Raw genomic sequence first — 22729 nt, forward strand, 5'->3', positions numbered from 1 at the left:
AGCCATGTCCCTAGCCGTGATCCAGATGGTCAGCCAGGACGATGTCCTGGCCAACCTGGGTGCTGCTCGTCGCCTGCTGCAGCAGGCGGCCGAGCGTGGCGCGCGCCTGGCGGTGTTGCCGGAAAATTTCGCCGCCATGGGGCGGCGCGACCTGGCCGCCTTGGGGCGTGCCGAAGCGCTGGGCGAGGGGCCGATCCTGCCTTGGCTGCGCCAGACTGCCCGCGATCTTGGCCTCTGGCTGGTGGCCGGTACCATTCCCTTGCCCCCCGACGATCAGCCGCAGGCCAAGGCGCATGCTTGCTCGCTGCTGATTGACGATCAGGGCCAGCGTGTTGCTCGTTACGACAAGCTGCACCTGTTCGACGTGGATGTCGCCGATGCCCGCGGTCGCTATCGCGAGTCCGACGACTATGCCTTCGGCGGGCAGGTGGTGGTGGCCGATACCCCGTTCGGGCGCCTGGGCCTTAGCGTCTGCTATGACCTGCGCTTCCCCGAGCTATACAGCCGCCTGCGCGAGGCTGGCGCCGAGCTGATCACGGCCCCGGCCGCCTTCACTGCCGTTACCGGCGCCGCTCACTGGCAGGTGCTGACCCGCGCCCGCGCCATCGAGACCCAGTGCTACCTGTTGGCGGCGGGGCAGGGTGGCATTCATCCGGGTGGGCGCGAGACCTTCGGCCACTCGGCCATTATCGACCCCTGGGGGCGCGTGCTGGCCGAACAGGCCAGCGGCGAGGCGGTGCTGCTGGCCGAACCTGATGCCGGCGAGCAGGCAGCCATTCGTCAGCGCATGCCGGTGGCTCAACACAGACGATTCATTGCGCCGGCCCAACCCGGGGCGGCGCCCACGGAGCAGTTATGAGCACTATCCTCGACCGGGTCAGCAACCATCTGCTGGCTCCTGGCAACCTTGGCATCGAGCAGCTACCGGCGATTCTCGGCAACTTGGCAGGTCCCGGCATCGATGCGGCCGACCTTTATTTCCAGAGCCAGGTTTCCGAGACCTGGGTGCTGGAGGATGGCATCGTCAAGGAAGGCAGTTTCAATCTCGATCAGGGCGTGGGCGTGCGTGCCCAGTCTGGTGAGAAGACCGGATTCGCCTACAGCAATGCCATTCATGCCGAGGCGTTGAACCAGGCCGCCCAGGCCGCTCGCTCGATTTCCCGTGCCGGCCAACAGGGCCGTGTACAGGCGTTCGTCAGCCCTCAAGTGACGGCACTCTACGCTCAGGACAACCCACTGGAAGTGTTGCAGCGCGCCGAAAAGGTCGAGCTGCTCAAGCGCATCGACCTGGCCACGCGAGCACTGGACCCCCGTATCAAGCAGGTCACGGTGAGCCTCGCCGGGGTCTGGGACCATGTGCTGGTGGCGGCCAGCGATGGCAGCCTGGGCGCCGATATTCGTCCGCTGGTGCGTTTCAATGTCAGCGTGATCGTCGAGCAGAATGGCCGCCGTGAGCGTGGCGGGCATGGTGGCGGCGGCCGCAGCGACTATCGCTACTTTCTCGAACGTGACAGCAGTGGTGAAGAGCGCGCCATGGCCTACGCCCGCGAGGCGCTGCGCCAGGCGCTGGTCAACCTGGAAGCGATCTCTGCGCCGGCCGGCACCCTGCCGGTGGTGATGGGCGCTGGCTGGTCCGGTGTGCTGCTGCACGAGGCGGTCGGCCATGGTCTGGAGGGCGACTTCAACCGCAAGGGCAGCTCGGCCTACAGTGGCAAGATCGGCCAGAAAGTGGCGTCGAGCCTATGCACCATCGTCGACGATGGCACCCTCAGTGGCCGCCGTGGCTCGCTGAGCCTGGACGACGAAGGCACGCCGACCCACTGCACCACGCTGATCGAGAACGGTGTGCTCAAGGGCTACATGCAGGACAAGCTCAATGCTCGCCTGATGGGCATGGCACCGACTGGCAACGGCCGGCGCGAGTCCTACGCACACCTGCCCATGCCGCGCATGACCAACACCTACATGCTGGCCGGCGAGAGCGACCCGGAAGAAATCATCCGTTCGGTGAAGAAGGGCATCTACTGCGCCAACCTCGGCGGTGGCCAGGTGGACATCACCAGTGGCAAGTTCGTGTTCTCCACCAGCGAGGCCTATCTGATCGAGGACGGCAGGATCACTGCGCCGGTCAAGGGGGCCACCCTGATCGGCAACGGGCCGGAAGCGATGAGCCGGGTGTCCATGGTCGGCAACGACCTGGCTTTGGACAGCGGTGTGGGGACCTGCGGCAAGGACGGTCAGTCGGTGCCTGTCGGCGTCGGCCAGCCGACCCTGAAGATCGATGCGATCACGGTGGGCGGCACGGGCGCTTAAGTGGGGCGGACGGTAGGCTGGGCTTCGCCTGCGCGGCCGGGCCTACGCGGCCCGGCCCAACCTACGGAGGATGAAGATTTAACGCAGGCCGCGCTGTACTTCGTCCAGGTCGCGGATGTATTTGAAGATTTTGCGCGCAGCGGTTGGCGGTTTGTTCCGCGCCGCTTCGTGCTGGGCATGACGGATCAGGCTGCGCAGGTGCTGGCGGTCGGTGTCCGGGTAGTCGGCGACGAAGCTTTCGAGGGTGCTGTCATCGCCCGCGATGAGGCGGTCGCGCCAGCGTTCGAGATTGTGGAAGCGCTCGTTGTATTCGCGCGTGGAGCTGTCGACCTGGTCGATCAGGGCCAGGATGGCGTCGATGTCCTGTTCGCGCATGAGTTTGCCGATGAACTGGACGTGGCGCTTCTTGGCCGCGTTGGCCGTGTGCTTGGGCGCGTCGGCTAGGGCTTTGCGCAGGCCGTCGGTCAACGGCAGTTTGGCGATCAGCTCGGGTTTGAGGGTGGTCAGGCGAGCGCCGAGATCCTGCAGGGCATGCAGCTCGCGCTTGATCTGGGTTTTGCTCTTCTCGCCGGAGAAGTCTTCGTCGTAAGAATCAGCCATGGGGGCGGTCCGGATGGAAACGTCGCCATGATAACCAGTCAGAGGAGGGCTGTCCCGAATGGCGCCTCCCGATCTTGGAGTGCAACATGAGTTCGATTGAAGCAGTAGGGCCTCAGGCTCTGCCGACATTGCAGGGCCAGGTCGAGGCGATCATCGCCGAAGCTCGCCGTCAGGGTGCCAGCGCCTGCGAGGTGGCGGTATCGGTAGAGCAGGGCTTGTCCACCACGGTGCGTCAGGGTGAGGTGGAAACGGTCGAGTTCAACCGTGACCAGGGGTTCGGCATCACCCTCTACGTGGGGCAGCGCAAGGGCTCGGCCAGTACCTCGGCCAGCGGCGAGGCGGCTATCCGCGAGACCGTCGCGGCGGCACTGGCCATTGCTCAGCATGCGTCCGAGGACGACTGTGCGGGCCTGGCCGATGCGGCGCTGATGGCTCGCGAGCTGCCGGAGCTGGATCTGTACCACCCCTGGGATCTGGCGCCGGAGCGGGCGGTGGAGCTGGCGCTGAGTTGCGAGGAGGCCGCCTTCGCTCATGATCCGCGCATCAGCAATGCCGATGGCACCACGCTCAATACCCATCTGGGCTGCCGCGTATATGGCAACAGTCATGGTTTCGTCGGCGGCTACGCCAGCTCGCGGCACAGTCTGAGCTGCGTGATGATCGCCGAGGGCGACGGGCAGATGCAGCGCGATTACTGGTATGACGTCAATCGCCAGGGGGAGCTGCTGGCCGACCCTGTGCTGATCGGGCGCAAGGCTGCCGAGCGTAGCGTGGCGCGTCTGGGGGCACGCCCGGTACCGACCTGCGAGGTGCCGGTGCTGTTCGCCGCCGAGTTGGCCACCGGTCTGTTCGGCAGCTTCCTGGGGGCCATCTCCGGCGGCAACCTGTACCGGCACTCATCCTTTCTGGAGGGGGCTCTGGGCCAGCAGCTGTTCCCCGAGTGGCTGAGCCTCGATGAGCGCCCTCATATTCCGCGGGCAATGGCCAGCGCGGCCTTCGATGGTGATGGCCTTGCCACCTATGCCAAACCGTTCGTCGCCGGCGGTGAGCTGGTGTCCTACGTCCTCGGCACCTACTCCGGGCGCAAGCTGGGCATGCCCAGTACGGCCAATTCCGGTGGCGTGCACAATCTGTTCGTCAGTCATGGTGACGAGGATCAGCAGGCACTGCTGCGCCGTATGGGGCGCGGGCTGCTGGTGACCGAGTTGATGGGGCATGGCCTGAACATGGTCACTGGTGACTATTCCCGAGGGGCCGCCGGTTTTTGGGTAGAGAACGGCGAGATCCAGTTCCCGGTGCAGGAGGTCACGATCGCCGGTAATCTGCGCGACATGTTCCGGCAGATTGTCGCAGTAGGCAGCGATCTTGAGTTGCGCGGCAATATCCGCACCGGCTCGGTGCTGATCGAGAGAATGACCGTGGCCGGCAGCTAGCTTGGCTGACATGAAAAAAGGGCCCTCAGGGCCCTTTTTTCATGGGTGGTTATTCGCCTTCGTCGAACCTGTTGTTGATCAGTTCGACCAGGGCATCAAGCGCCTCTTCGTCACGTTCCCCCTCGCTGGACAGGAGCAGGCTGGTGCCCTTGCCGGCCGCCAGCATCATCACCGCCATGATGCTTTTGCCGTCTACCTGGCTTTCCGGAGAGCGCCCGACCCGTACCTGGCAGGGGAATGCGCTGGCTACGCCGACGAATTTGGCAGCCGCTCGCGCGTGCAGGCCGAGCTTGTTGATGATGGTGATTTCGCGGGCGGGCATTGCGTTCCTTAGCTCAGGTCGCGGTGGCGTATCTGGACGTTGTTCAGGATGGGTTTCAGGGTCTCGCCGAGGCGATTGGCCAGATAGACCGAGCGGTGGTGGCCGCCCGTGCAGCCGATGGCGATGGTCACATAGGCGCGATTGCTGGCGGCGAAGCGGGGCAGCCACTTGTTGAGATAGCCGAGGATGTCCTGATACATCTCCTCAACGTCTGGCTGGGCGGCCAGGTAGTCGGCCACGGGCTGATCCAGGCCGGACATGTCGCGCAGATCCGGTTTCCAGTAAGGGTTGGGCAGGCAGCGCACATCGAATACCAGATCCGCATCCACCGGCATGCCGCGCTTGAAGCCGAACGACTCGACCAGGAAGGCGGTGCCGGGGCTCGGGCGGTTGAGCAGGCGCAACTTGATGCTGTCGCGCAGCTGATAAAGGTTGAGGTGGGTGGTGTCGATCTTCAGGTCGGCCAGATCGGTAATGGGCGTCAGTAGCTGGGCCTCATCGCGAATGGCTTCGGCCAGGGAGCGGTTCTCGTTGGTCAGCGGGTGGCGTCGACGCGTTTCCGAGAAGCGCTTTAGCAGCGTCTCTTCGTCTGCGTCCAGGTACAGCACATCGCACTGGATGTGTCGATTACGCACTTCATCGAGAAGTTCGGGGAAGCGCTTGAGCTGGCTGGGCAGGTTGCGGGCGTCGACCGATACCGCGACCTGCGGGTGCAGCAGTTCGGTCTGCAGCAGGGCACGCTCTGCCAGATCCGGCAGCAGCCCGGCAGGCAGGTTGTCGATGCAATAGAAACCATTGTCCTCAAGGACATCGAGAGTCGTGCTCTTGCCCGAGCCGGAGCGTCCGCTGACGATGATCAGGCGCATGGCGCTGGCTCCCGTTTTTAGTGGCCGTTCTGTACGTCGACCACGACCTGGTACAGGCTTTCGTTGCTCGACGCCTGGCGCAACCGTTCCCGTACCTCGCTGCGGTCAAGCATGCTGGCGATCTGGCGTAGCAGCTCCAGGTGCTCGTCGGTCGCGGCTTCCGGTACCAGCAGAACGAACAGCAGGTCGACCGGAGCGCCGTCGATGGCGTCGAAGTCCACCGCCGCATCCAGGTGCAGCACGGCACTGATCGGCGCGTTGCAGCCGGGCAGACGGCAGTGAGGAATCGCAATGCCGTTGCCGAAGCCGGTAGAGCCGAGCTTCTCGCGGGCGATGAGGTTTTCGAAGATGTCCTGGCTATCCAGATCGGGTAGATCGCGAGCGACCAGGTTAGCAATCTGTTCGAGTACACGCTTTTTGCTGCCTCCCGGCACGTTCACCAGGGAACGTGCGGGAGTCAGTATGGTTTCGAGTCGGATCATGTGAGGGGTAAGTATCAGCGAGCTGCCGCGCCTTGCATGCGGTCCAGCTGCTTTTCCTTGTGCTTGATCAGTTGGCGGTCGAGTTTGTCAGCGAGCAGGTCGATGGCGGCGTACATGTCTTCATGTTCGGCGTTGGCCACGACTTCACCGCCGGCAATATGTAGGGTCGCTTCGATTTTCTGTTTCAGCTTTTCCACTTCCATGGTCACCTGAACGTTGGTGATCCTGTCGAAGTGACGCTCCAGTCGGCTGAGTTTTTCCCCGACGTAGTCGCGCAGGGCGTCGGTCACATCCAGTTGATGTCCACTGATGTTGACTTGCATAACGCATCTCCTTGTTGCCTTGTGTAAGAGACAGGCTATCGGGCCTGCCGCCGTAACACGTTGGCTGGAGGTTTGATGCACTACTGGCCGAGCTCCCCCTGATGCAGGGCTGGCGCGATACGCTAGTGCAGAAATCCCCCGTTCAGGGCCGTTTACATCAATCGCTTGCGCTCACTGGATGGCGCGATGCCGAGAGATTCGCGGTATTTGGCGACTGTGCGACGGGCTACCTGAATGCCCTGTGCCTCCAGTAAACCAGCGATCTTGCTGTCGCTCAACGGCTTTTTCGCGTTTTCCGCAGCCACCAGTTTCTTGATGATGGCGCGGATCGCGGTGGACGAGCATTCGCCACCCTCGGCGGTGCTGACATGGCTGGAGAAGAAATACTTCAACTCGTAGATGCCGCGTGGGGTGTGCATGAATTTTTGCGTGGTCACCCGGGAAATGGTCGACTCGTGCATGCCTACCGCCTCGGCGATGTCATGCAGCACAAGAGGTTTCATCGCCTCGTCGCCATAGTCGAGGAAGCCGCGCTGGTGTTCGACGATTTGCGTCGCCACTTTCATCAGGGTTTCGTTGCGGCTCTGCAGGCTCTTGATGAACCAGCGCGCCTCCTGCAACTGGTTGCGCATGAAAGTGTTGTCGGCGCTGGAGTCGGCGCGTTTGACGAAGCCAGCATACTGGGCGTTGACCCGCAGGCGCGGTACCGCTTCCTGATTCAGCTCCACCAGCCAGCGATCGTTGTGCTTGCGTACGATGACGTCGGGCACCACGTATTCCGGTTCGTTGGCTTCGATCTGCGAGCCTGGGCGCGGGTTGAGGCTCTGGATCAGCTCGATGATCTGGCGCAGCTCGTCTTCCTTGAGCTTCATGCGTCGCATCAGCTGGCTGTAGTCGCGGCTGCCGAGTATGTCCAGATGATCGTTGGCCAGGCGCTGTGCCTCGGTCAGCCAAGGGGTGTTGGCAGGCAGCTGGCGCAGTTGCAGCAGCAGACACTCGCGCAGGTCGCGGGCGCCGATGCCGGCTGGCTCGAAGTGCTGGATGCGGTGCAGTACCGCCTCGACCTCGTCGGCTTCGATTTCCAGTTCCGGATCGAAGGAGTCGACGATCTCCTCGATACTTTCTTCCAGGTAGCCCTGATCGTTGATGCAGTCGATGATGGTGACGCCGATCAGTTTGTCGGTATCGGACATAGGTACAAGATTGAGCTGCCACAGCAGGTGACTTTGCAGGCTCTCGCCGGCGGAGGTGCGGGTGGTGAAGTCCCACTCGTCATCATCGCTGCTTGGCAGGCTGCTGGCGCTGGTCTGGTAGACGTCTTCCCAGGCGGTGTCGACTGGCAGCTCGCTGGGAATGCGGTCGTGCCATTCGCCGTCTTCTGCGTTGTCGCTGTTGTTTACCGCGACGGTGCTGTCCTGGAAGCTGGAGCTGTCCTGCTGGACCGAGTTGCCCTGCTCGGCGTTGTCGGCCATGGGGTCGGAGTTGTCGAAGTCTTCTCCTTCCTCCTGGCGCTCAAGCATGGGATTGGATTCCAGCGCTTCCTGGATTTCCTGTTGCAGGTCCAGAGTGGAGAGCTGGAGAAGTCGAATGGCCTGTTGCAGCTGCGGGGTCATCGTCAGCTGCTGGCCCATCTTGAGGACTAGCGACGGTTTCATGGTGCGGGGCTGGTTACCTTGTTCACTTGCCGGCGCGCTGCGCCATCCACTGCAGGGCGGAAGGCCGCCCTTGGAAGCAATTTGTATGCCTGACCTTGAATCATTCCTTCCGTTTGCGCAAGCCCCTGCATGTTGGACGCTTTACAGCCGGAACTCGTGACCCAGGTAGACTTCCTTGACCAGTTGGTTGGCCAGGATGGTCTCGGCATCGCCCTCGGCGATCAGCTGCCCGTCGTTAACGATATAGGCCGTCTCGCAGATATCCAGGGTTTCGCGCACGTTGTGATCGGTGATCAGTACGCCGATACCCTTGGCCTTGAGGTGGTGGATGATCTGCTTGATATCGCCGACCGAAATCGGATCGACGCCGGCGAACGGTTCGTCGAGCAGGATGAACTTGGGCTCGGTGGCCAGCGCGCGGGCAATCTCCACGCGGCGACGCTCGCCGCCGGACAGGCTCATGCCCAGGCTGTCGCGGATGTGGCTAATGTGGAACTCCTGCAGCAGGGCTTCCAGCGCTTTCTCGCGGCCAGTCCGGTCGAGATCCTTGCGGGTTTCAAGGATGGCCATGATGTTGTCGGTTACCGACAGCTTGCGGAAGATCGAGGCTTCCTGCGGCAGGTAGCCAATCCCGGCGCGGGCTCTGCCGTGCATGGGTTGGTGGCTGATGTCCTGATTGTCGATCAGGACGCGCCCCTGATCGGCCTGTACCAGGCCGACGATCATGTAGAAGCAGGTGGTCTTGCCGGCGCCGTTGGGCCCGAGCAGGCCAACGATCTGACCACTTTCTATGGACAGGCTGACATCACGAACCACCTGGCGGCTCTTGTAGCTCTTGGCCAGGTGCTGGGCTTTGAGGATGGCCATTACTGGGCTTGCTCCGGCTGTCCTGCTTTCTTGCGCGGCTGCAGAATCATGTCGATCCGCGGGCGTGGGGTCGATACGTTGCTGCCGGTGGCGCGGCCTGCGTTGACGATCTGGCGCTGGGTGTCGTAGACGATCTTCTCGCCTTCGAAGACATTGCCCTGTTGGATCACCTTGGCCTGGTCGATCAGTACGATGCGCTCGTTGCTCGCGTAATACTGGATGGTCATGCCATAAGCCTTGACGATGTCCTTGTCGGCCGCCGGCTTTTGCTCGTAGTAGGCCGGTTTGCCGACCGAGGTGAAGACGTCGATGTCGCCATTGGCATCCTGGGTGATGGTCACGGTGTCGCCAGTGATCTTCAGGGTTCCTTGGGTAATCACCACGCCGCCGCGGTAGACCGCTACGCCTTGCTTATCATCCAGTTCTGCGCTGTCTGCTTGTACCCGGATCGGCTGGTCGCGATCACTGGGCAGGGCCCAGGCGCTGGCGCTTCCGAGCGCGCTGCCCAGGCAGAGCAGTAGGGGGAGGGTTTTAACGAACCTCATGCTGGCCTCTTACGTTGGACAGCAAGTTGATCTTGCCGTCGTTCATGTACGCTTTCATTCCCTGTGCCGTGGTCACCCCATTGGCGGCCTCGATTCTAACGGCTTGCCGGGTCTGCGCATATTCCTCGTCGGGGAATACGGTCATGCGGCTGCTGGTGATCACGGTCGGACGCCCCTTGGCGTCAGTGCGCGCAACCCGCACGTTGTCGATCAGTTCGACCTGCTTGCCTTCAGGGGCCACTTCGCCTTTGTCGCTGCGCACATGCCAGGGATACTGTGTGCCTCGGTAGAGGTTCAGGTCAGGTTTTTCCAGCAGGGTCACGTCGCTGGCCTTGAGGTGCTCCAGTTTGCTGGCGGTCATCTCGTAGTGCAGCTTGCCGTCTGCCTGAAACTGCTGGGTGCTGGCGCCTACCACATAGAAATCGATGGGGTTTTCGCTCTCTTTGCCGGTGTTCTTTTCCATGAAGCTTTCCGGGCGAACATTCCAGTAGCCGACTGCTGTCAGCAGAGCGACGACCAGCAGGCCGATCAGGTAGTTGCGTAGCTTGCCGTTCAAGGTGTGCTCCTAGAGGTAGGCGGCCTGCGCCGCCTCCAGGGTGCCCTGGGCGTGCATGATCAGCTCGCAGAATTCGCGTGCCGCGCCTTCACCGCCGCGGGCGCTGGTCACGCCGTGCGCATGCTGGCGCACGAAGCTGTCGGCACTGGCCACGGCCATGCCCAGGCCGACGCGGCGGATCACGGGTAGATCAGGCAGATCGTCGCCCAGATAGGCGACTTGTTCATAGCTTAGGCCTAGTTCGCCCAGCAGTTCATCCAGCACGACCAGTTTGTCTTCGCGGCCTTGATAGAGGTGCTGGATGCCCAGGTTCTGTGCGCGGCGCTCGACTACGGGGGTCTTGCGACCGCTGATGATGGCGGTGCGTACACCGGAGTTGATCAGCATCTTGATGCCGTGGCCATCCAGTGTATTGAACGTCTTGAATTCACTGCCGTCGGTGAGGAAGTAAAGGCGACCGTCGGTCAGTACGCCGTCCACATCAAAAATGGCCAGTTTCACGGCTTTGGCGCGTTGCAGTAGGTCAGTTTTCATCAGAGAACTCCGGCGCGCAGCAGGTCGTGCATGTTGAGGGCGCCGACGGGCTTGTCCTCGTCATCCACTACTACCAGTGCATTGATCTTGTGGTCTTCCATGATTTTCAGGGCTTCGGCGGCGAGCATCTCAGCGCGGGCGGTCTTGCCGTGGGCGGTCATCACCTGGTCGATGCTGGCCTCGCGCACGTCGATGCCCTTGTCCAGGGTGCGGCGCAGGTCACCGTCAGTGAAGATGCCGGCGAGTTTGCCGTCGGCCTCGATGATGACGGTCATGCCTAGGCCCTTGCGGGTCATTTCTAGCAACGCCTCGCGCAGGCTGGTGCCGCGCGCCACCAGGGGGAGGCGATCACCAGCATGCATCACATTTTCCACCTTGAGCAGCAGGCGGCGGCCGAGCGCTCCGCCCGGATGGGAGAAGGCGAAATCTTCGGCAGTGAAGCCGCGAGCTTCGAGTAGGGCGATGGCCAGGGCATCACCCAATACCAGCGATACGGTGGTGGATGAAGTGGGAGCCAGGTTCAGTGGGCAGGCCTCCTGGGCGACGCTGGCGTCCAGGTTGACCTCCGCCGCTTTGGCGAGTGGTGAACCGGGGTTGCCGGTCATGCTGATCAGCTGGATACCCAGACGCTTGATCAATGGCAGCAGGGTGACGATCTCGGCAGTGGAGCCAGAGTTGGACAGGGCCAGTACCACGTCGTCCTTGGTGATCATGCCCATGTCGCCGTGGCTGGCCTCGGCAGGGTGGACGAAGAAGGCCGGAGTACCTGTGCTGGCCAGCGTGGCGGCGATCTTGTTGCCGATATGGCCGGACTTGCCCATGCCCACGACAACCACGCGCCCCTTGCACGCCAGAATCATCTCACAGGCGCGAATGAAGTCGGCGTCAATGCGGCTCAGTAGACTGGATACCGCTTCGCTTTCCAGGCGAATGGTGCGTTGCGCGGACTGGGTCAGGTCGCTGATTCGATTCATGGCAGTCGGAGAGTGCTCGGCTAAAAAGGCAGAGAGTATACCGGTAAAGCGATCGGGGCTCACCTGGCCTTGTGTGCGGGGTTGCGGCGCTTGTAATGAAAAATGTACAGAGCCTTGGGTCGCAGGGTGGGCAATGTTATATTTCGCGCCCTGTTCGGCCTGACCTGGGCGTGAGTGTCCCTGTAGCGGGCTGCTGCGTCTGCCTAGGGAAGGGGCGTATCACAAGGAGTTTGGATGAGTGCCGAGAATGCCTATGCCGTTGAGTTGAAGGGGCTGACCTTCAAGCGAGGCGCACGCAACATCTTCGATAATGTCGATATTCGCATTCCGCGCGGCAAGGTCACCGGGATCATGGGGCCGTCCGGCTGTGGCAAGACGACCTTGCTGCGTTTGATCGCCGCTCAGCTCAAGCCGTCCGGCGGCGAGGTGTGGGTCAATGGGCAGAACCTGCCGACGTTATCTCGCTCAGACCTGTTCGATATGCGCAAGCAGTTCGGCGTGCTGTTTCAGAGTGGTGCGCTGTTCACTGATCTCGATGTGTTCGAAAACGTTGCTTTTCCGCTGCGTGTGCATACCCGCCTGCCGGATGAAATGATCCGCGACATCGTGCTGATGAAGCTGCAGGCTGTCGGTCTGCGTGGCGCCGTCGAGTTGATGCCGGACGAGCTGTCCGGTGGTATGAAGCGGCGTGTGGCGCTGGCGCGGGCGATCGCTCTGGATCCGCAGATTCTCATGTACGACGAGCCGTTCGTCGGCCAGGACCCTATCGCCATGGGGGTGCTGGTGCGCTTGATTCGCCTGCTCAATGATGCGCTCGGCATCACCAGTGTTGTGGTTTCCCATGATCTGGCCGAGACCGCCAGCATTGCCGACTATCTGTACGTCGTCGGCGACGGTCAGGTGCTGGGGCACGGTACCCCTGAAGAGCTGATGAGCTCGGACAATCCGCGCATCCAGCAATTCATGAAAGGCATACCGGATGGCCCGGTGCCTTTCCACTATCCGGCGCCGGATTATCTCGATGATCTGTTGGGAGCGCGCTGATGCGTAGGAAGTCCCTTCTCGACCGTATTGCTCTGCTTGGGCAGGCCGGTATCGATGTGGTGCAGGCGATGGGGCGTTCGACCCTGTTCCTGTTCAGTTCCCTGTTTGGTCGCAGCGGTTTGCGCAACGGCGGCCAGTTGTTGGTGCGGCAGCTGTATTCGGTAGGCGTGCTGTCGCTGCCGATCATTGTCGTCGCAGGACTGTTCATCGGCATGGTGCTGGCTCTGCAGGGCTACAACATTCTGACCAGCTATGGCTCGGAACAGGCGGTGGGGCAGATGGTCGCCCTGACGCTGCTGCGTGAGCTGGGGCCGGTGGTGACCGGCCTGCTGTTCGCTGGACGTGCCGGTTCGGCGCTGACCGCCGAAATCGGCAACATGAAGTCCACCGAGCAGTTGTCCAGTCTGGAAATGATCGGCGTCGACCCGCTCAAGTACATCATTGCGCCACGCCTGTGGGCCGGCTTCATTTCCATGCCGTTGCTCGCCGCCATCTTTAGTGTGGTCGGCATTTGGGGTGGCGCCATGGTCGCCGTGGACTGGCTGGGTGTTTATGAAGGCTCGTTCTGGTCGAACATGCAGAACAGTGTGGAATTCACCGAAGACGTGCTCAATGGCGTGATCAAGAGCATGGTGTTCGCCTTCGTGGCAACCTGGATCGCCGTGTTCCAAGGCTACGACTGCGAGCCCACTTCGGAAGGCATCAGCCGCGCCACCACCAAGACTGTGGTTTATGCCTCCCTGGCCGTACTCGGCCTCGACTTTATCCTGACCGCCCTGATGTTTGGAGATCTCTGATGCAAAGCCGCTCCCTGGAAATCGGCGTCGGCCTGTTCCTGCTGGCTGGATTGCTGGCCCTGCTGTTGCTGGCCCTGCGCGTAAGCGGGCTGTCGCCTGCCAGCTCGGGTGAAACCTACAAGCTGTACGCGAACTTCGACAATATTGCCGGTCTTACCGTTAGGGCCAAGGTCACCATGGCCGGTGTCACCATTGGCAAGGTCACGGCCATCGATCTGGATCGCGACAGCTATACCGGTCGTGTGACCATGGAGGTCGAGAAGCGGGTCAACAACCTGCCGCTGGACTCCACCGCGTCCATCCTGACCGCTGGCCTGTTGGGCGAGAAGTACATCGGCATCAGCGTCGGTGGCGAGGAAGATCTGCTCAAAGAAGGTTCGACCATCCATGACACTCAGTCGGCGTTGGTGCTCGAAGACCTGATTGGCAAATTCCTGATGAACTCTGTGAATAAGGAAAGCAAATGACCCTCTTCACGACTCTGCGTCGCGGCCTGCTGGCCGCTTTGATCAGTCTGCCGCTGCTGGCGGTGGCTGCTCCTTCCGCCCATGACGTGGTCAAGGGCACTACCGATCAGTTGCTTGGTGATCTGAAGGCCAATAAGGCCAGTTACCAGCAGAGCCCGCAGGCGTTTTATGACAGTCTGGAGCGTATTCTCGGGCCTGTGGTCGACAGCGAAGGCATCTCGCGCAGCATCATGACCGTGAAGTACTCGCGCGGCGCCAGTGAAGCGCAGATGAAGCGTTTTGAGGATAACTTCAAGCGCAGCCTGATGCAGTTCTACGGTAATGCCCTGCTCGAGTACGACAACCAGGACATCCGTGTCCTGCCTGCCAAGGCAGAAGGCAGTGAGCGTGCCAGCGTTGGTATGGAGGTCAAGGACAGCAAGGGTACCGTCTATCCGGTGTCCTACACCATGGTCCAGCTGGACGGTCAGTGGAAACTGCGCAACGTGATCATCAATGGCATCAATATCGGCAAGCTGTTCCGTGATCAGTTCGCCGACAGCATGCAGCGCAATGGCAATGACCTGGACAAAACCATTGATGGCTGGGCCGAAGTGGTGGCCAAGGCCAAGGACAGTGCCGAAGGTCAGCAGGCAGGCGGTCAATGAGCGATACGGCCATTCGTGTGGGCGCGGCCGGCGAGCTGGTGCTCAGTGGCGTGCTCGACTATCGCAGTGGTCCGGTGTTGCGTGAAGCCGGCCGCCGTCTGATTGAGTCGAGTGTAGCTGCCGAGCTGGTGCTGGATTGTTCGGTGGTGGAAAAATCCAGCAGCGTCGGCTTGTCGTTGCTGCTGGCTTATTTGCGTGATGCCGACAAGGCGGGCAAGCGCCTGATCGTACGTGGCCTGCCTCAGGACATGCGAGAGATCGCCAAGGTGTCAGGCTTGCACGAGCTGCTCGACCTCCCGGCGTGATGTATCCAAGGCCCTCCGTCTGCCGGGCTTCGCAGGCGGGGGGCTTTTTTGTATGATTGCCGACCCGCGAGCGCCGGCTCGTACATGAATTGTTTTTGCGTTGATCGAGGTTGAGCATGCAGGCCGTAGAAGTTAAGAACCTCCTGGAGGCCAAGCTGGCCAACACCCGAGTCGAGGTGGAAGGCGAGGGCTGCAACTTCCAGCTCAACCTGATCAGCGACGAATTGGCCGCGCTCAGCCCGGTCAAGCGTCAGCAACAGATCTATGCCCACCTCAACGAGTGGATCGCCAGTGGCGCCATCCACGCCGTGACCATGAAATTCTTCAGCCAGGCCGCCTGGGCCGAGCGTTCCTGAGCCTGCGGGCAGCGAGATTGCGAATGGACAAACTGATTATCACCGGCGGTATCCGCCTCGACGGCGAAATCCGCATTTCCGGTGCGAAGAACTCCGCCCTGCCGATTCTGGCTGCCACCCTGCTGGCCGATACCCCGGTCACCGTGTGCAACCTGCCGCACCTGCACGACATCACCACCATGATCGAGCTGTTCGGTCGTATGGGCGTGCAGCCGATCATCGACGAGAAACTCAGTGTCGAAGTCGACGCCAGCACCATCAAGACCCTGGTCGCGCCCTACGAGCTGGTGAAGACCATGCGTGCCTCGATCCTGGTGCTCGGTCCCATGGTTGCCCGTTTCGGCGAGGCCGAAGTGGCGCTGCCGGGTGGCTGTGCCATCGGTTCACGTCCGGTCGATCTGCACATCCGCGGTCTTGAAGCCATGGGTGCCAAGATCGACGTGGAAGGTGGCTACATCAAGGCCAAGGCGCCGGAAGGCGGCCTGCGCGGTGCGCACTTCTTCTTCGATATCGTCAGCGTGACCGGTACTGAAAACATCATGATGGCTGCGGCCCTGGCCAAGGGTCGCACCGTGTTGGAAAACGCCGCGCGCGAGCCGGAAGTGGTTGACCTGGCCAACTTCATCAACGCCATGGGCGGCAAGGTCAGCGGTGCCGGTACCGACACCATCATCATCGACGGCGTCGAGCGCCTTGGTGGCGGTCGTTACAGCGTGATGCCCGACCGTATCGAGACCGGCACCTACCTGGTGGCGGCTGCCGCCACCGGTGGCCGAGTCAAGCTGAAGGACACCGATCCGACCATCCTCGAAGCCGTGCTGGCCAAGTTGCAGGAGGCGGGCGCCGAGATTACCACCGGGCCGGACTGGATCGAGCTGGACATGAAGGGCAAGAAGCCCAAGGCGGTCAACGTGCGCACCGCGCCGTACCCGGCCTTCCCGACCGATATGCAGGCGCAGTTCATCTCCCTCAATGCCGTTGCCGAAGGCACCGGTACCGTGATCGAGACGGTGTTCGAGAACCGCTTCATGCACGTCTACGAAATGAACCGCATGGGCGCGCAGATCCTGGTTGAGGGCAACACCGCCATTGTCACTGGCGTGCCTGCGCTCAAAGGCGCTCCGGTGATGGCCACCGACCTGCGCGCTTCCGCGAGTCTGGTGATTGCCGCGCTGGTGGCCGAGGGCGAGACCCTGATCGACCGCATCTACCACATCGACCGTGGCTACGAGTGCATCGAGGAAAAACTGCAGCTGCTCGGCGCCAAGATTCGCCGTGTGCCGGGCTGAGTCCAGCGCTGCCCAAGGGCCAGCCTATGCGGGCTGGCCATTGTTCTAAGGAATTTGTTTCATGCTGACCATCGCGCTGTCCAAGGGCCGTATCCTCGACGACACCCTGCCGTTGCTTGCCGCAGCGGGCATCGAGCCGACCGAGAATCCGGAGAAGAGCCGCAAGCTGATCATTCCGACTACTCAGGATGACGTTCAGCTGCTGATCGTGCGTGCCACCGATGTGCCGACCTATGTCGAGCATGGTGCGGCCGACCTCGGCGTGGCCGGCAAGGACGTATTGATGGAGTACGGCGGCCAGGGCCTGTACGAGCCGCTGGACCTGCAGATTGCCAACTGCAAGCTGATGACTGCCGGCAAGGTTGGCGCGCCGGAGCCCAAGGGGCGTCTGCGCGTGGCTACCAAGTTTGTCAATGTAGCCAAGCGCTACTACGCCGAGCAGGGGCGTCAGGTCGACGTGATCAAGCTCTACGGTTCCATGGAGCTGGCGCCACTGGTCGGCTTGGCCGACAAGATCATCGACGTGGTCGATACCGGCAACACCCTGCGTGCCAACGGTCTGGAGCCGCAGGAGCTGATCGCCCACATCAGCTCGCGCCTGATCGTCAACAAGGCCTCGATGAAGATGCAGCACGGCCGTATCCAGGCGCTGATCGAGACTTTGCGCGGCGCCGTTGAGGCACGACACCAAAGCTGACACTACTCCGGCGCGACCATTGGTCGCGCCTGCCTATCCGTGTCATAGCCACTTTTCTCGGGCGTCCATACGGTGGGCTTGGTAGCCTAGCGACGCCCGAGCAATAGCCAAACATGAGGCCCGCTATGACCGCTCCCGTTGCCATCCGCCGACTCAATGCCGCTGACCAGGATTTTTCCCGACACCTGGATCATCTGCTGAGCTGGGAAAGCGTTTCGGACGACGCGGTCAATCAGCGCGTGCTCGATATCATCGCCGCCGTGCGTGCGCGTGGCGACGCTGCCCTGGTCGAGTTCACCGAGAAGTTCGACGGCCTGCAGGTCGCCGCTATGGCTGACCTTATCCTGCCGCGCGAGCGCCTGGAACTGGCCCTGACCCGCATCAGCACGGAGCAGCGCAGCGCCCTGGAAAAGGCCGCCGAGCGCGTGCGCCTGTACCATGAACGCCAGCGCCAGGACTCCTGGACCTACACCGAGGCCGACGGCACCGTGCTGGGCCAGAAGGTCACCCCGCTGGACCGCGCCGGCCTCTATGTGCCAGGCGGCAAGGCGTCCTACCCCTCGTCGGTGCTGATGAATGCCATCCCGGCCAAGGTTGCCGGCGTGCCGGAAGTGGTGATGGTGGTGCCGACCCCGCGTGGCGAGATCAACGAGATCGTCCTCGCCGCCGCCTGCGTGGCCGGGGTCGACCGCGTGTTCACCATCGGCGGCGCCCAGGCCGTGGCTGCGCTGGCCTACGGTACCGAGAGCGTGCCGCCGGTGGACAAGATCGTCGGCCCCGGCAACATCTATGTGGCCACCGCCAAGCGCCACGTGTTCGGCAAGGTCGGCATCGACATGATTGCCGGGCCTTCGGAGATCCTTGTGGTCTGCGACGGCCAGACCGATCCGGACTGGATCGCCATGGATCTGTTCTCCCAGGCCGAGCACGACGAGGACGCGCAATCCATTTTGGTCAGCCCGGACGCGGATTTCCTCGACAAGGTCGCCGCGAGCATCGCCAAACTGCTGCCGACCCTGGAGCGCGAGACTATCGCGCGAACCTCCATGGAAGGCCGTGGTGCGCTGATCCAGGTCGCCGACATGGCCCAGGCCATCGAAGTGGCCAACCGAATCGCGCCGGAGCACCTGGAGCTGTCGGTGGAAAATCCCGAGCAGTACCTGCCGCAGATCCGCCATGCCGGCGCGATCTTCATGGGCCGCTACACCGCGGAAGCGCTGGGCGACTACTGCGCCGGCCCCAACCATGTGCTGCCGACCTCCGGTACCGCGCGCTTCTCCTCGCCGCTGGGCGTGTATGACTTCCAGAAGCGCTCGTCGATCATCCATTGCTCGGCCGAGGGTGCTTCTGAGCTGGGCAAGGTCGCGTCCGTGCTGGCCCGTGGCGAGTCGCTGACTGCCCACGCGCGCAGCGCCGAGTACCGGATCAAGCGCTGATTTCCGCAGGCGTGCCGTGCGCGCCTCAATCCAGTATCAAATCGAGGAGAGAAGGGCAGATGAGCAAATTCTGGAGCCCCTTCGTCAAGAACCTGGTGCCCTATGTGCCGGGCGAGCAGCCGAAGCTGGCCAAACTGGTCAAGCTCAACACCAATGAGAACCCCTACGGCCCGTCGCCCAAGGCGGTGGCCGCCATGCAGGCCGAGCTGAATGACAACCTGCGCCTGTATCCGGACCCTAACAGCGACCGCCTCAAGCAGGCGGTGGCCGACTACTACGGCGTGAGCACCGCTCAGGTGTTCGTTGGCAACGGCTCTGACGAGGTCCTGGCACATGCCTTCCATGGCCTGTTCCAGAACGGTAAGCCGCTGCTGTTCCCGGACGTGACCTACAGCTTCTACCCGGTCTACTGCGGCCTGTACGGCATCCCCTACGAGGCGCTGGCGCTGGACGATCAGTTCCAGATCCGCGTCGAGGACTACGCACGGCCCAATGGCGGCATCATCTTCCCTAACCCCAACGCGCCGACCGGCTGCCTGCTGCCGCTGGAGGCCATCGAGCAGATGCTCAAGGCCAGCCCGGACAGTGTGGTGGTGGTGGACGAGGCCTATATCGACTTCGGCGGCGAGACGGCGATCAAGCTGGTGGATCGCTACCCGAACCTGCTGGTGACCCAGACCCTGTCCAAGTCGCGCTCGCTGGCGGGCCTGCGGGTCGGTATCGCAGTTGGGCACCCGGATTTGATTGAGGCCCTGGAGCGAATCAAGAACAGCTTCAACTCCTACCCGCTGGATCGCATGGCCATTGTCGGTGCGGCGGCGGCCTTCGAGGACGAAGCCTATTTCCGCGAAACCTGCCAGAAGGTCATCGACAGCCGCGAGCAGCTGGTGGCGGCGTTGGCTGGTCTGGGCTTCGAAGTGCTGCCGTCGGCGGCCAACTTCGTCTTCGCTCGCCATTCGCAGAAGGATGCCGGTGAACTGGCGGCGGCCCTGCGCGAGCATGGCGTGATCGTGCGCCACTTCAAGCAGCAGCGCATCGCCCAGTTCCTGCGTATCACCATCGGCGCACCGGAGCAGAATCAGGCCTTGCTGGATGCGTTGGGGCAGGTGTTGTAATGCTGGCTGAATAAAAAAGGCGCCTTGCGGCGCCTTTTTTCATTCCTGCTGCTGAATCTCGGCGGGTGGTCGCACGCCGATCTCGGCCGTCAGCGTCAGGGGTTCGCCATTGCGCAGCACTTCGATGCTGATCGAATCGCCGGGCTTGGCACGTGCCACCTGGTTCATCGAGCGGCGGCCATCGACGGCCTCTTCATCGCCGATCTTCATGATCAGGTCGCCCGGCTGCAGGCCGGCTTTTTGCGCCGGGCCGCCACGATAGATACCGGCCACCAGGATGCCGGCGCGCCCCTGCAGGTTGAAGGACTCGGCCAGTTCTGGCGTCAGCGGCTGCACTTCGATACCCAGCCAGCCGCGAATCACCTGGCCATGCTCGATGATTGCCTTCATCACGTCGCGTGCCAGTTTGACCGGGATGGCGAAGCCGATGCCCTGGGAGCCGCCGGATTTGGAGAAGATCGCCGTATTGATGCCGATCAGGTTGCCGTGGGCATCGACCAGGGCGCCGCCGGAGTTGCCGGGGTTGATCGCGGCGTCGGTCTGGATGAAGTCTTCGTAGGTGTTGAGACCCAGTTGGTTGCGCCCGGTGGCGCTGATGATGCCCATGGTCACGGTCTGGCCAACGCCGAAGGGATTGCCGATGGCCAGGGTGACGTCGCCGATTGCGATCTGGTCGGAGCGGCCCAGGGTAATGGCCGGCAGGTTCTTCAGGTCGATCTTGAGCACTGCCAGGTCGGTTTCCGGATCGCTGCCGATCAGGCGGGCCAGGGTCTCGCGGCCATCCTTGAGCGCCACCACGATCTGGTCGGCACCGGCCACGACATGGTTGTTGGTCAGCAGATAGCCTTCCGGGCTCATGATCACCGCCGAGCCCAGGCTCGACTCCATGCGCCGCTGCCTGGGCAGGTTGTCGCCGAAGAAGCGCCGGAATACCGGGTCTTCCAGCAGGGGGTGGCCAGAGGCCTTGTTGACCATCTTGGTGGTGTACAGGTTGGCCACGGACGGCGCTGCTCGACTCACCGCGTTGGCGTAGGAGACCGGGCCTTCCTGGGCAATGCCGTAGCGTGGCGCCTGCTGCAGGTGTACTTCATTGCTGGGCAGGCCTACCCATTGGGGAAAGCTCTGGATCAGCAGCAGTGCCAGCAGCAGGCCAGCCAGCAGTGGCCAGCCGAAGTCGCGCAGGGCCTTGAGCATCGAGGTGCGGTCCTTGGAGTTGCGGGGGGCGGGATGGGCCCTTAAGGTGGCGGCATTATAGAGGGCTGCCCGGCAAGAAGGCAGCGCCTGCAACCCTTTGTGAGGAATATCCATGGCTATCGCCCTTCGTACCCTGGTCGAGGAAGCTGATCGCTACCTCAATGCCGCGCGTATCTCCGATTACTGCCCCAATGGCCTGCAGGTCGAAGGCCGGCCACAGGTACGCCGTATCGTCAGCGGCGTCACCGCGAGTCAGGCGCTGCTGGACGCGGCGGTGGAAGCCGAAGCGGACGTGGTGCTGGTGCACCACGGCTACTTCTGGAAAGGCGAGGATGCCTGCATTACCGGCATGAAGCGCCGTCGGCTGCACACCTTGCTGAGCAATGACATCAGTCTGCTGGCCTACCACCTGCCGCTGGACGTGCATCCCGAGGTGGGCAACAACGTGCAGCTGGCACAACAGCTGGATATCACCGTTGAAGGGCCGCTCGATGCGAATAATCCCAAGGTGGTCGGCCTGCTCGGTTCGCTGGCCGAGCCGCTGAGCGCCCGTGACTTCTCCCGCCGTGTGCAGGAGGTGCTGGGGCGCGAACCACTGCTGGTGGAAGGTCAGGGCATGGTGCGCAAGGTTGGCTGGTGTACCGGCGGTGGCCAAGGCTATATCGACAACGCCATTGCTGCCGGCGTCGATCTGTTCCTCACCGGCGAGGCTTCCGAGCAGACCTATCACAGTGCGCGCGAGAATGGCGTCAGCTTTGTCGCGGCCGGTCACCACGCCACCGAGCGCTATGGAGTACAGGCGCTGGGCGACTATCTGGCGCGGCGTTTCGCCGTTGAACACCTGTTCATCGACTGCCCCAACCCGGTCTGACTACCGGGCATATATCTAGATCTTTTCGGTCTAATAGCTGTCCTGATTAGAAGCGGGTGCTGTGCTAGAGTGCGCCCTCGTCCACGGCCCGCCGGCCGTTCATTCCCAGAACTGTGATTAGCCATGCTCGATAAACTGACGCACCTGAAACAGCTCGAAGCGGAAAGTATCCACATCATTCGTGAAGTGGCCGCCGAGTTCGACAACCCGGTGATGCTGTATTCCATCGGCAAGGATTCCGCCGTGATGCTGCATCTGGCGCGCAAGGCCTTCTTCCCTGGCAAGCTGCCGTTCCCGGTACTGCATGTTGATACCCGCTGGAAGTTCCAGGAGATGTACCGCTTCCGCGAGAAGATGGTCAGCGATTACGGCCTGGACCTGCTCACCCACATCAACCCCGATGGCGTGGCGCAGGACATGAACCCCTTCACCTACGGCAGTGCCAAGCACACCGACGTGATGAAGACCGAGGGTCTCAAGCAGGCGCTGGACAAGTACGGTTTCGACGCAGCCTTCGGTGGCGCGCGCCGCGACGAAGAGAAGTCCCGCGCCAAGGAGCGTGTGTACTCCTTCCGCGACAGCAAGCACCGCTGGGACCCGAAAAACCAGCGTCCCGAGCTGTGGAACGTCTACAACGGCAAGGTCAAGAAGGGCGAGTCGATCCGCGTGTTCCCGCTGTCCAACTGGACCGAGCTGGACATCTGGCAGTACATCTATCTGGAGCAAATCCCGATCGTGCCGCTGTACTTCGCTGCCGAGCGCGAAGTGATCGAGAAGAACGGTACGCTGATCATGATCGACGACGATCGCATCCTTGAGCACCTGTCGGATGAAGAGAAGGCGCGCATCACCAAGAAGATGGTGCGTTTCCGTACTCTCGGCTGCTACCCGCTGACCGGCGCCGTGGAGTCCACCGCGACCACCTTGCCGGAAATCATCCAGGAGATGCTCCTGACCCGTACTTCCGAGCGCCAGGGCCGTGTGATCGACCACGATCAGGCCGGGTCGATGGAAGAGAAAAAACGCCAGGGTTACTTCTAA

General features: G+C 62.4%; 27 protein-coding genes. 15 read left to right on the forward strand and 12 right to left on the reverse strand.

Features of this window, described 5'->3' with window-relative positions:
* Positions 1–4: 4 nt before the first annotated feature.
* A complete protein-coding gene (locus tag P7A97_RS06755) occupies positions 5–859 on the forward strand; it encodes a carbon-nitrogen hydrolase family protein (protein ID WP_277689152.1) in 855 nt (284 codons plus the stop codon).
* Complete coding sequence (gene tldD / locus P7A97_RS06760) at positions 856–2313, forward strand: metalloprotease TldD (RefSeq protein WP_277689153.1); 1458 nt, start codon at positions 856–858, stop codon at positions 2311–2313. The genes P7A97_RS06755 and tldD overlap by 4 nt, the downstream gene beginning before the upstream one ends.
* A 78-nt stretch (positions 2314–2391) precedes the next feature.
* Here the strand turns inward: tldD and yjgA are convergent, their stop codons facing one another.
* Entirely contained in the window at positions 2392–2913 is a 522-nt protein-coding gene (yjgA, locus tag P7A97_RS06765; RefSeq protein ID WP_277689154.1) for a ribosome biogenesis factor YjgA, read from the reverse strand.
* 86 nt (positions 2914–2999) lie between these two features.
* Here yjgA and pmbA point away from each other — a divergent pair, with 86 nt between their 5' ends.
* Positions 3000–4346 (forward strand): metalloprotease PmbA, encoded by a 1347-nt coding sequence (gene pmbA, locus P7A97_RS06770; protein ID WP_277689155.1) that lies wholly within the window; start codon positions 3000–3002, stop codon positions 4344–4346.
* Between the two features lie 49 nt (positions 4347–4395).
* Here the strand turns inward: pmbA and P7A97_RS06775 are convergent, their stop codons facing one another.
* From P7A97_RS06775 to P7A97_RS06820, 10 genes are all read right to left on the reverse strand, one after another.
* The gene (locus P7A97_RS06775; protein WP_277689156.1) at positions 4396–4668 is read right to left on the reverse strand and encodes an HPr family phosphocarrier protein; all 273 of its coding nucleotides are present in this window, start codon (positions 4666–4668) and stop codon (positions 4396–4398) included.
* Between the two features lie 8 nt (positions 4669–4676).
* Positions 4677–5534, reverse strand: a complete 858-nt coding sequence (rapZ, locus tag P7A97_RS06780; protein ID WP_277689157.1) for an RNase adapter RapZ — start codon at positions 5532–5534, stop codon at positions 4677–4679.
* 17 nt (positions 5535–5551) lie between these two features.
* A complete protein-coding gene (ptsN, locus tag P7A97_RS06785) occupies positions 5552–6016 on the reverse strand; it encodes a PTS IIA-like nitrogen regulatory protein PtsN (RefSeq protein WP_277689158.1) in 465 nt (154 codons plus the stop codon).
* A gap of 14 nt (positions 6017–6030) precedes the next feature.
* The gene (raiA, locus tag P7A97_RS06790) at positions 6031–6339 is read right to left on the reverse strand and encodes a ribosome-associated translation inhibitor RaiA (protein WP_277689159.1); all 309 of its coding nucleotides are present in this window, start codon (positions 6337–6339) and stop codon (positions 6031–6033) included.
* Positions 6340–6491: 152 nt separating this feature from the next.
* Positions 6492–7994 carry an RNA polymerase factor sigma-54 gene (locus P7A97_RS06795; protein ID WP_277689160.1) on the reverse strand — a complete coding sequence of 501 codons (1503 nt, stop codon included), beginning with the start codon at positions 7992–7994 and terminating at the stop codon, positions 6492–6494.
* A 141-nt stretch (positions 7995–8135) separates the two neighbouring features.
* Positions 8136–8861 carry an LPS export ABC transporter ATP-binding protein gene (lptB, locus tag P7A97_RS06800; protein ID WP_277689161.1) on the reverse strand — a complete coding sequence of 242 codons (726 nt, stop codon included), beginning with the start codon at positions 8859–8861 and terminating at the stop codon, positions 8136–8138.
* Positions 8861–9406 carry a lipopolysaccharide transport periplasmic protein LptA gene (lptA, locus tag P7A97_RS06805; protein WP_277689162.1) on the reverse strand — a complete coding sequence of 182 codons (546 nt, stop codon included), beginning with the start codon at positions 9404–9406 and terminating at the stop codon, positions 8861–8863. The genes lptB and lptA overlap by 1 nt, the downstream gene beginning before the upstream one ends.
* Entirely contained in the window at positions 9393–9962 is a 570-nt protein-coding gene (gene lptC, locus P7A97_RS06810; protein WP_277689163.1) for an LPS export ABC transporter periplasmic protein LptC, read from the reverse strand. Before lptC ends, lptA begins: the two co-directional genes overlap by 14 nt.
* 9 nt (positions 9963–9971) lie before the next feature.
* Positions 9972–10496, reverse strand: a complete 525-nt coding sequence (locus P7A97_RS06815; RefSeq protein ID WP_277689164.1) for an HAD family hydrolase — start codon at positions 10494–10496, stop codon at positions 9972–9974.
* Entirely contained in the window at positions 10496–11470 is a 975-nt protein-coding gene (locus P7A97_RS06820; RefSeq protein ID WP_277689165.1) for a KpsF/GutQ family sugar-phosphate isomerase, read from the reverse strand. Before P7A97_RS06820 ends, P7A97_RS06815 begins: the two co-directional genes overlap by 1 nt.
* Before the next feature lie 234 nt (positions 11471–11704).
* Between P7A97_RS06820 and P7A97_RS06825 the strand changes: the two genes are divergently transcribed.
* From P7A97_RS06825 to hisC, 10 genes are all read left to right on the forward strand, one after another.
* A complete protein-coding gene (locus P7A97_RS06825; RefSeq protein ID WP_277689166.1) occupies positions 11705–12514 on the forward strand; it encodes an ABC transporter ATP-binding protein in 810 nt (269 codons plus the stop codon).
* Positions 12514–13311 carry a lipid asymmetry maintenance ABC transporter permease subunit MlaE gene (gene mlaE / locus P7A97_RS06830; protein WP_277689167.1) on the forward strand — a complete coding sequence of 266 codons (798 nt, stop codon included), beginning with the start codon at positions 12514–12516 and terminating at the stop codon, positions 13309–13311. Before P7A97_RS06825 ends, mlaE begins: the two co-directional genes overlap by 1 nt.
* Positions 13311–13778 (forward strand): outer membrane lipid asymmetry maintenance protein MlaD, encoded by a 468-nt coding sequence (gene mlaD, locus P7A97_RS06835; protein WP_277689168.1) that lies wholly within the window; start codon positions 13311–13313, stop codon positions 13776–13778. Before mlaE ends, mlaD begins: the two co-directional genes overlap by 1 nt.
* Positions 13775–14425 carry an ABC transporter substrate-binding protein gene (locus P7A97_RS06840; RefSeq protein WP_277689169.1) on the forward strand — a complete coding sequence of 217 codons (651 nt, stop codon included), beginning with the start codon at positions 13775–13777 and terminating at the stop codon, positions 14423–14425. The genes mlaD and P7A97_RS06840 overlap by 4 nt, the downstream gene beginning before the upstream one ends.
* Entirely contained in the window at positions 14422–14730 is a 309-nt protein-coding gene (locus P7A97_RS06845) for an STAS domain-containing protein (RefSeq protein WP_277689170.1), read from the forward strand. Before P7A97_RS06840 ends, P7A97_RS06845 begins: the two co-directional genes overlap by 4 nt.
* Before the next feature lie 116 nt (positions 14731–14846).
* Positions 14847–15086: a BolA family protein gene (locus tag P7A97_RS06850; RefSeq protein WP_068829547.1), complete on the forward strand. Its 240-nt coding sequence runs from the start codon at positions 14847–14849 to the stop codon at positions 15084–15086.
* A 23-nt stretch (positions 15087–15109) separates the two neighbouring features.
* Positions 15110–16375 (forward strand): UDP-N-acetylglucosamine 1-carboxyvinyltransferase, encoded by a 1266-nt coding sequence (gene murA / locus P7A97_RS06855; protein ID WP_277689172.1) that lies wholly within the window; start codon positions 15110–15112, stop codon positions 16373–16375.
* Between the two features lie 61 nt (positions 16376–16436).
* Positions 16437–17072 (forward strand): ATP phosphoribosyltransferase, encoded by a 636-nt coding sequence (hisG, locus tag P7A97_RS06860; RefSeq protein WP_043309132.1) that lies wholly within the window; start codon positions 16437–16439, stop codon positions 17070–17072.
* Between the two features lie 125 nt (positions 17073–17197).
* Positions 17198–18508 carry a histidinol dehydrogenase gene (gene hisD, locus P7A97_RS06865; protein ID WP_277689173.1) on the forward strand — a complete coding sequence of 437 codons (1311 nt, stop codon included), beginning with the start codon at positions 17198–17200 and terminating at the stop codon, positions 18506–18508.
* A 59-nt stretch (positions 18509–18567) separates the two neighbouring features.
* Positions 18568–19623: a histidinol-phosphate transaminase gene (gene hisC, locus P7A97_RS06870; protein WP_277689174.1), complete on the forward strand. Its 1056-nt coding sequence runs from the start codon at positions 18568–18570 to the stop codon at positions 19621–19623.
* Between the two features lie 39 nt (positions 19624–19662).
* Here hisC and algW read toward each other — a convergent pair whose 3' ends face one another.
* Positions 19663–20817: a Do family serine endopeptidase AlgW gene (gene algW, locus P7A97_RS06875; protein WP_277689175.1), complete on the reverse strand. Its 1155-nt coding sequence runs from the start codon at positions 20815–20817 to the stop codon at positions 19663–19665.
* 112 nt (positions 20818–20929) lie between these two features.
* Between algW and P7A97_RS06880 the strand changes: the two genes are divergently transcribed.
* Together P7A97_RS06880 and cysD are read left to right on the forward strand one after the other, a co-directional pair.
* Positions 20930–21688: a Nif3-like dinuclear metal center hexameric protein gene (locus tag P7A97_RS06880; RefSeq protein WP_277689176.1), complete on the forward strand. Its 759-nt coding sequence runs from the start codon at positions 20930–20932 to the stop codon at positions 21686–21688.
* 123 nt (positions 21689–21811) lie between these two features.
* A complete protein-coding gene (cysD, locus tag P7A97_RS06885; RefSeq protein WP_277689177.1) occupies positions 21812–22729 on the forward strand; it encodes a sulfate adenylyltransferase subunit CysD in 918 nt (305 codons plus the stop codon).

It is taken from the genome of Pseudomonas sp. GOM6 (genome assembly GCF_029537485.1).
In the GTDB taxonomy this organism is placed as follows: Bacteria; Pseudomonadota; Gammaproteobacteria; order Pseudomonadales; family Pseudomonadaceae; genus Aquipseudomonas.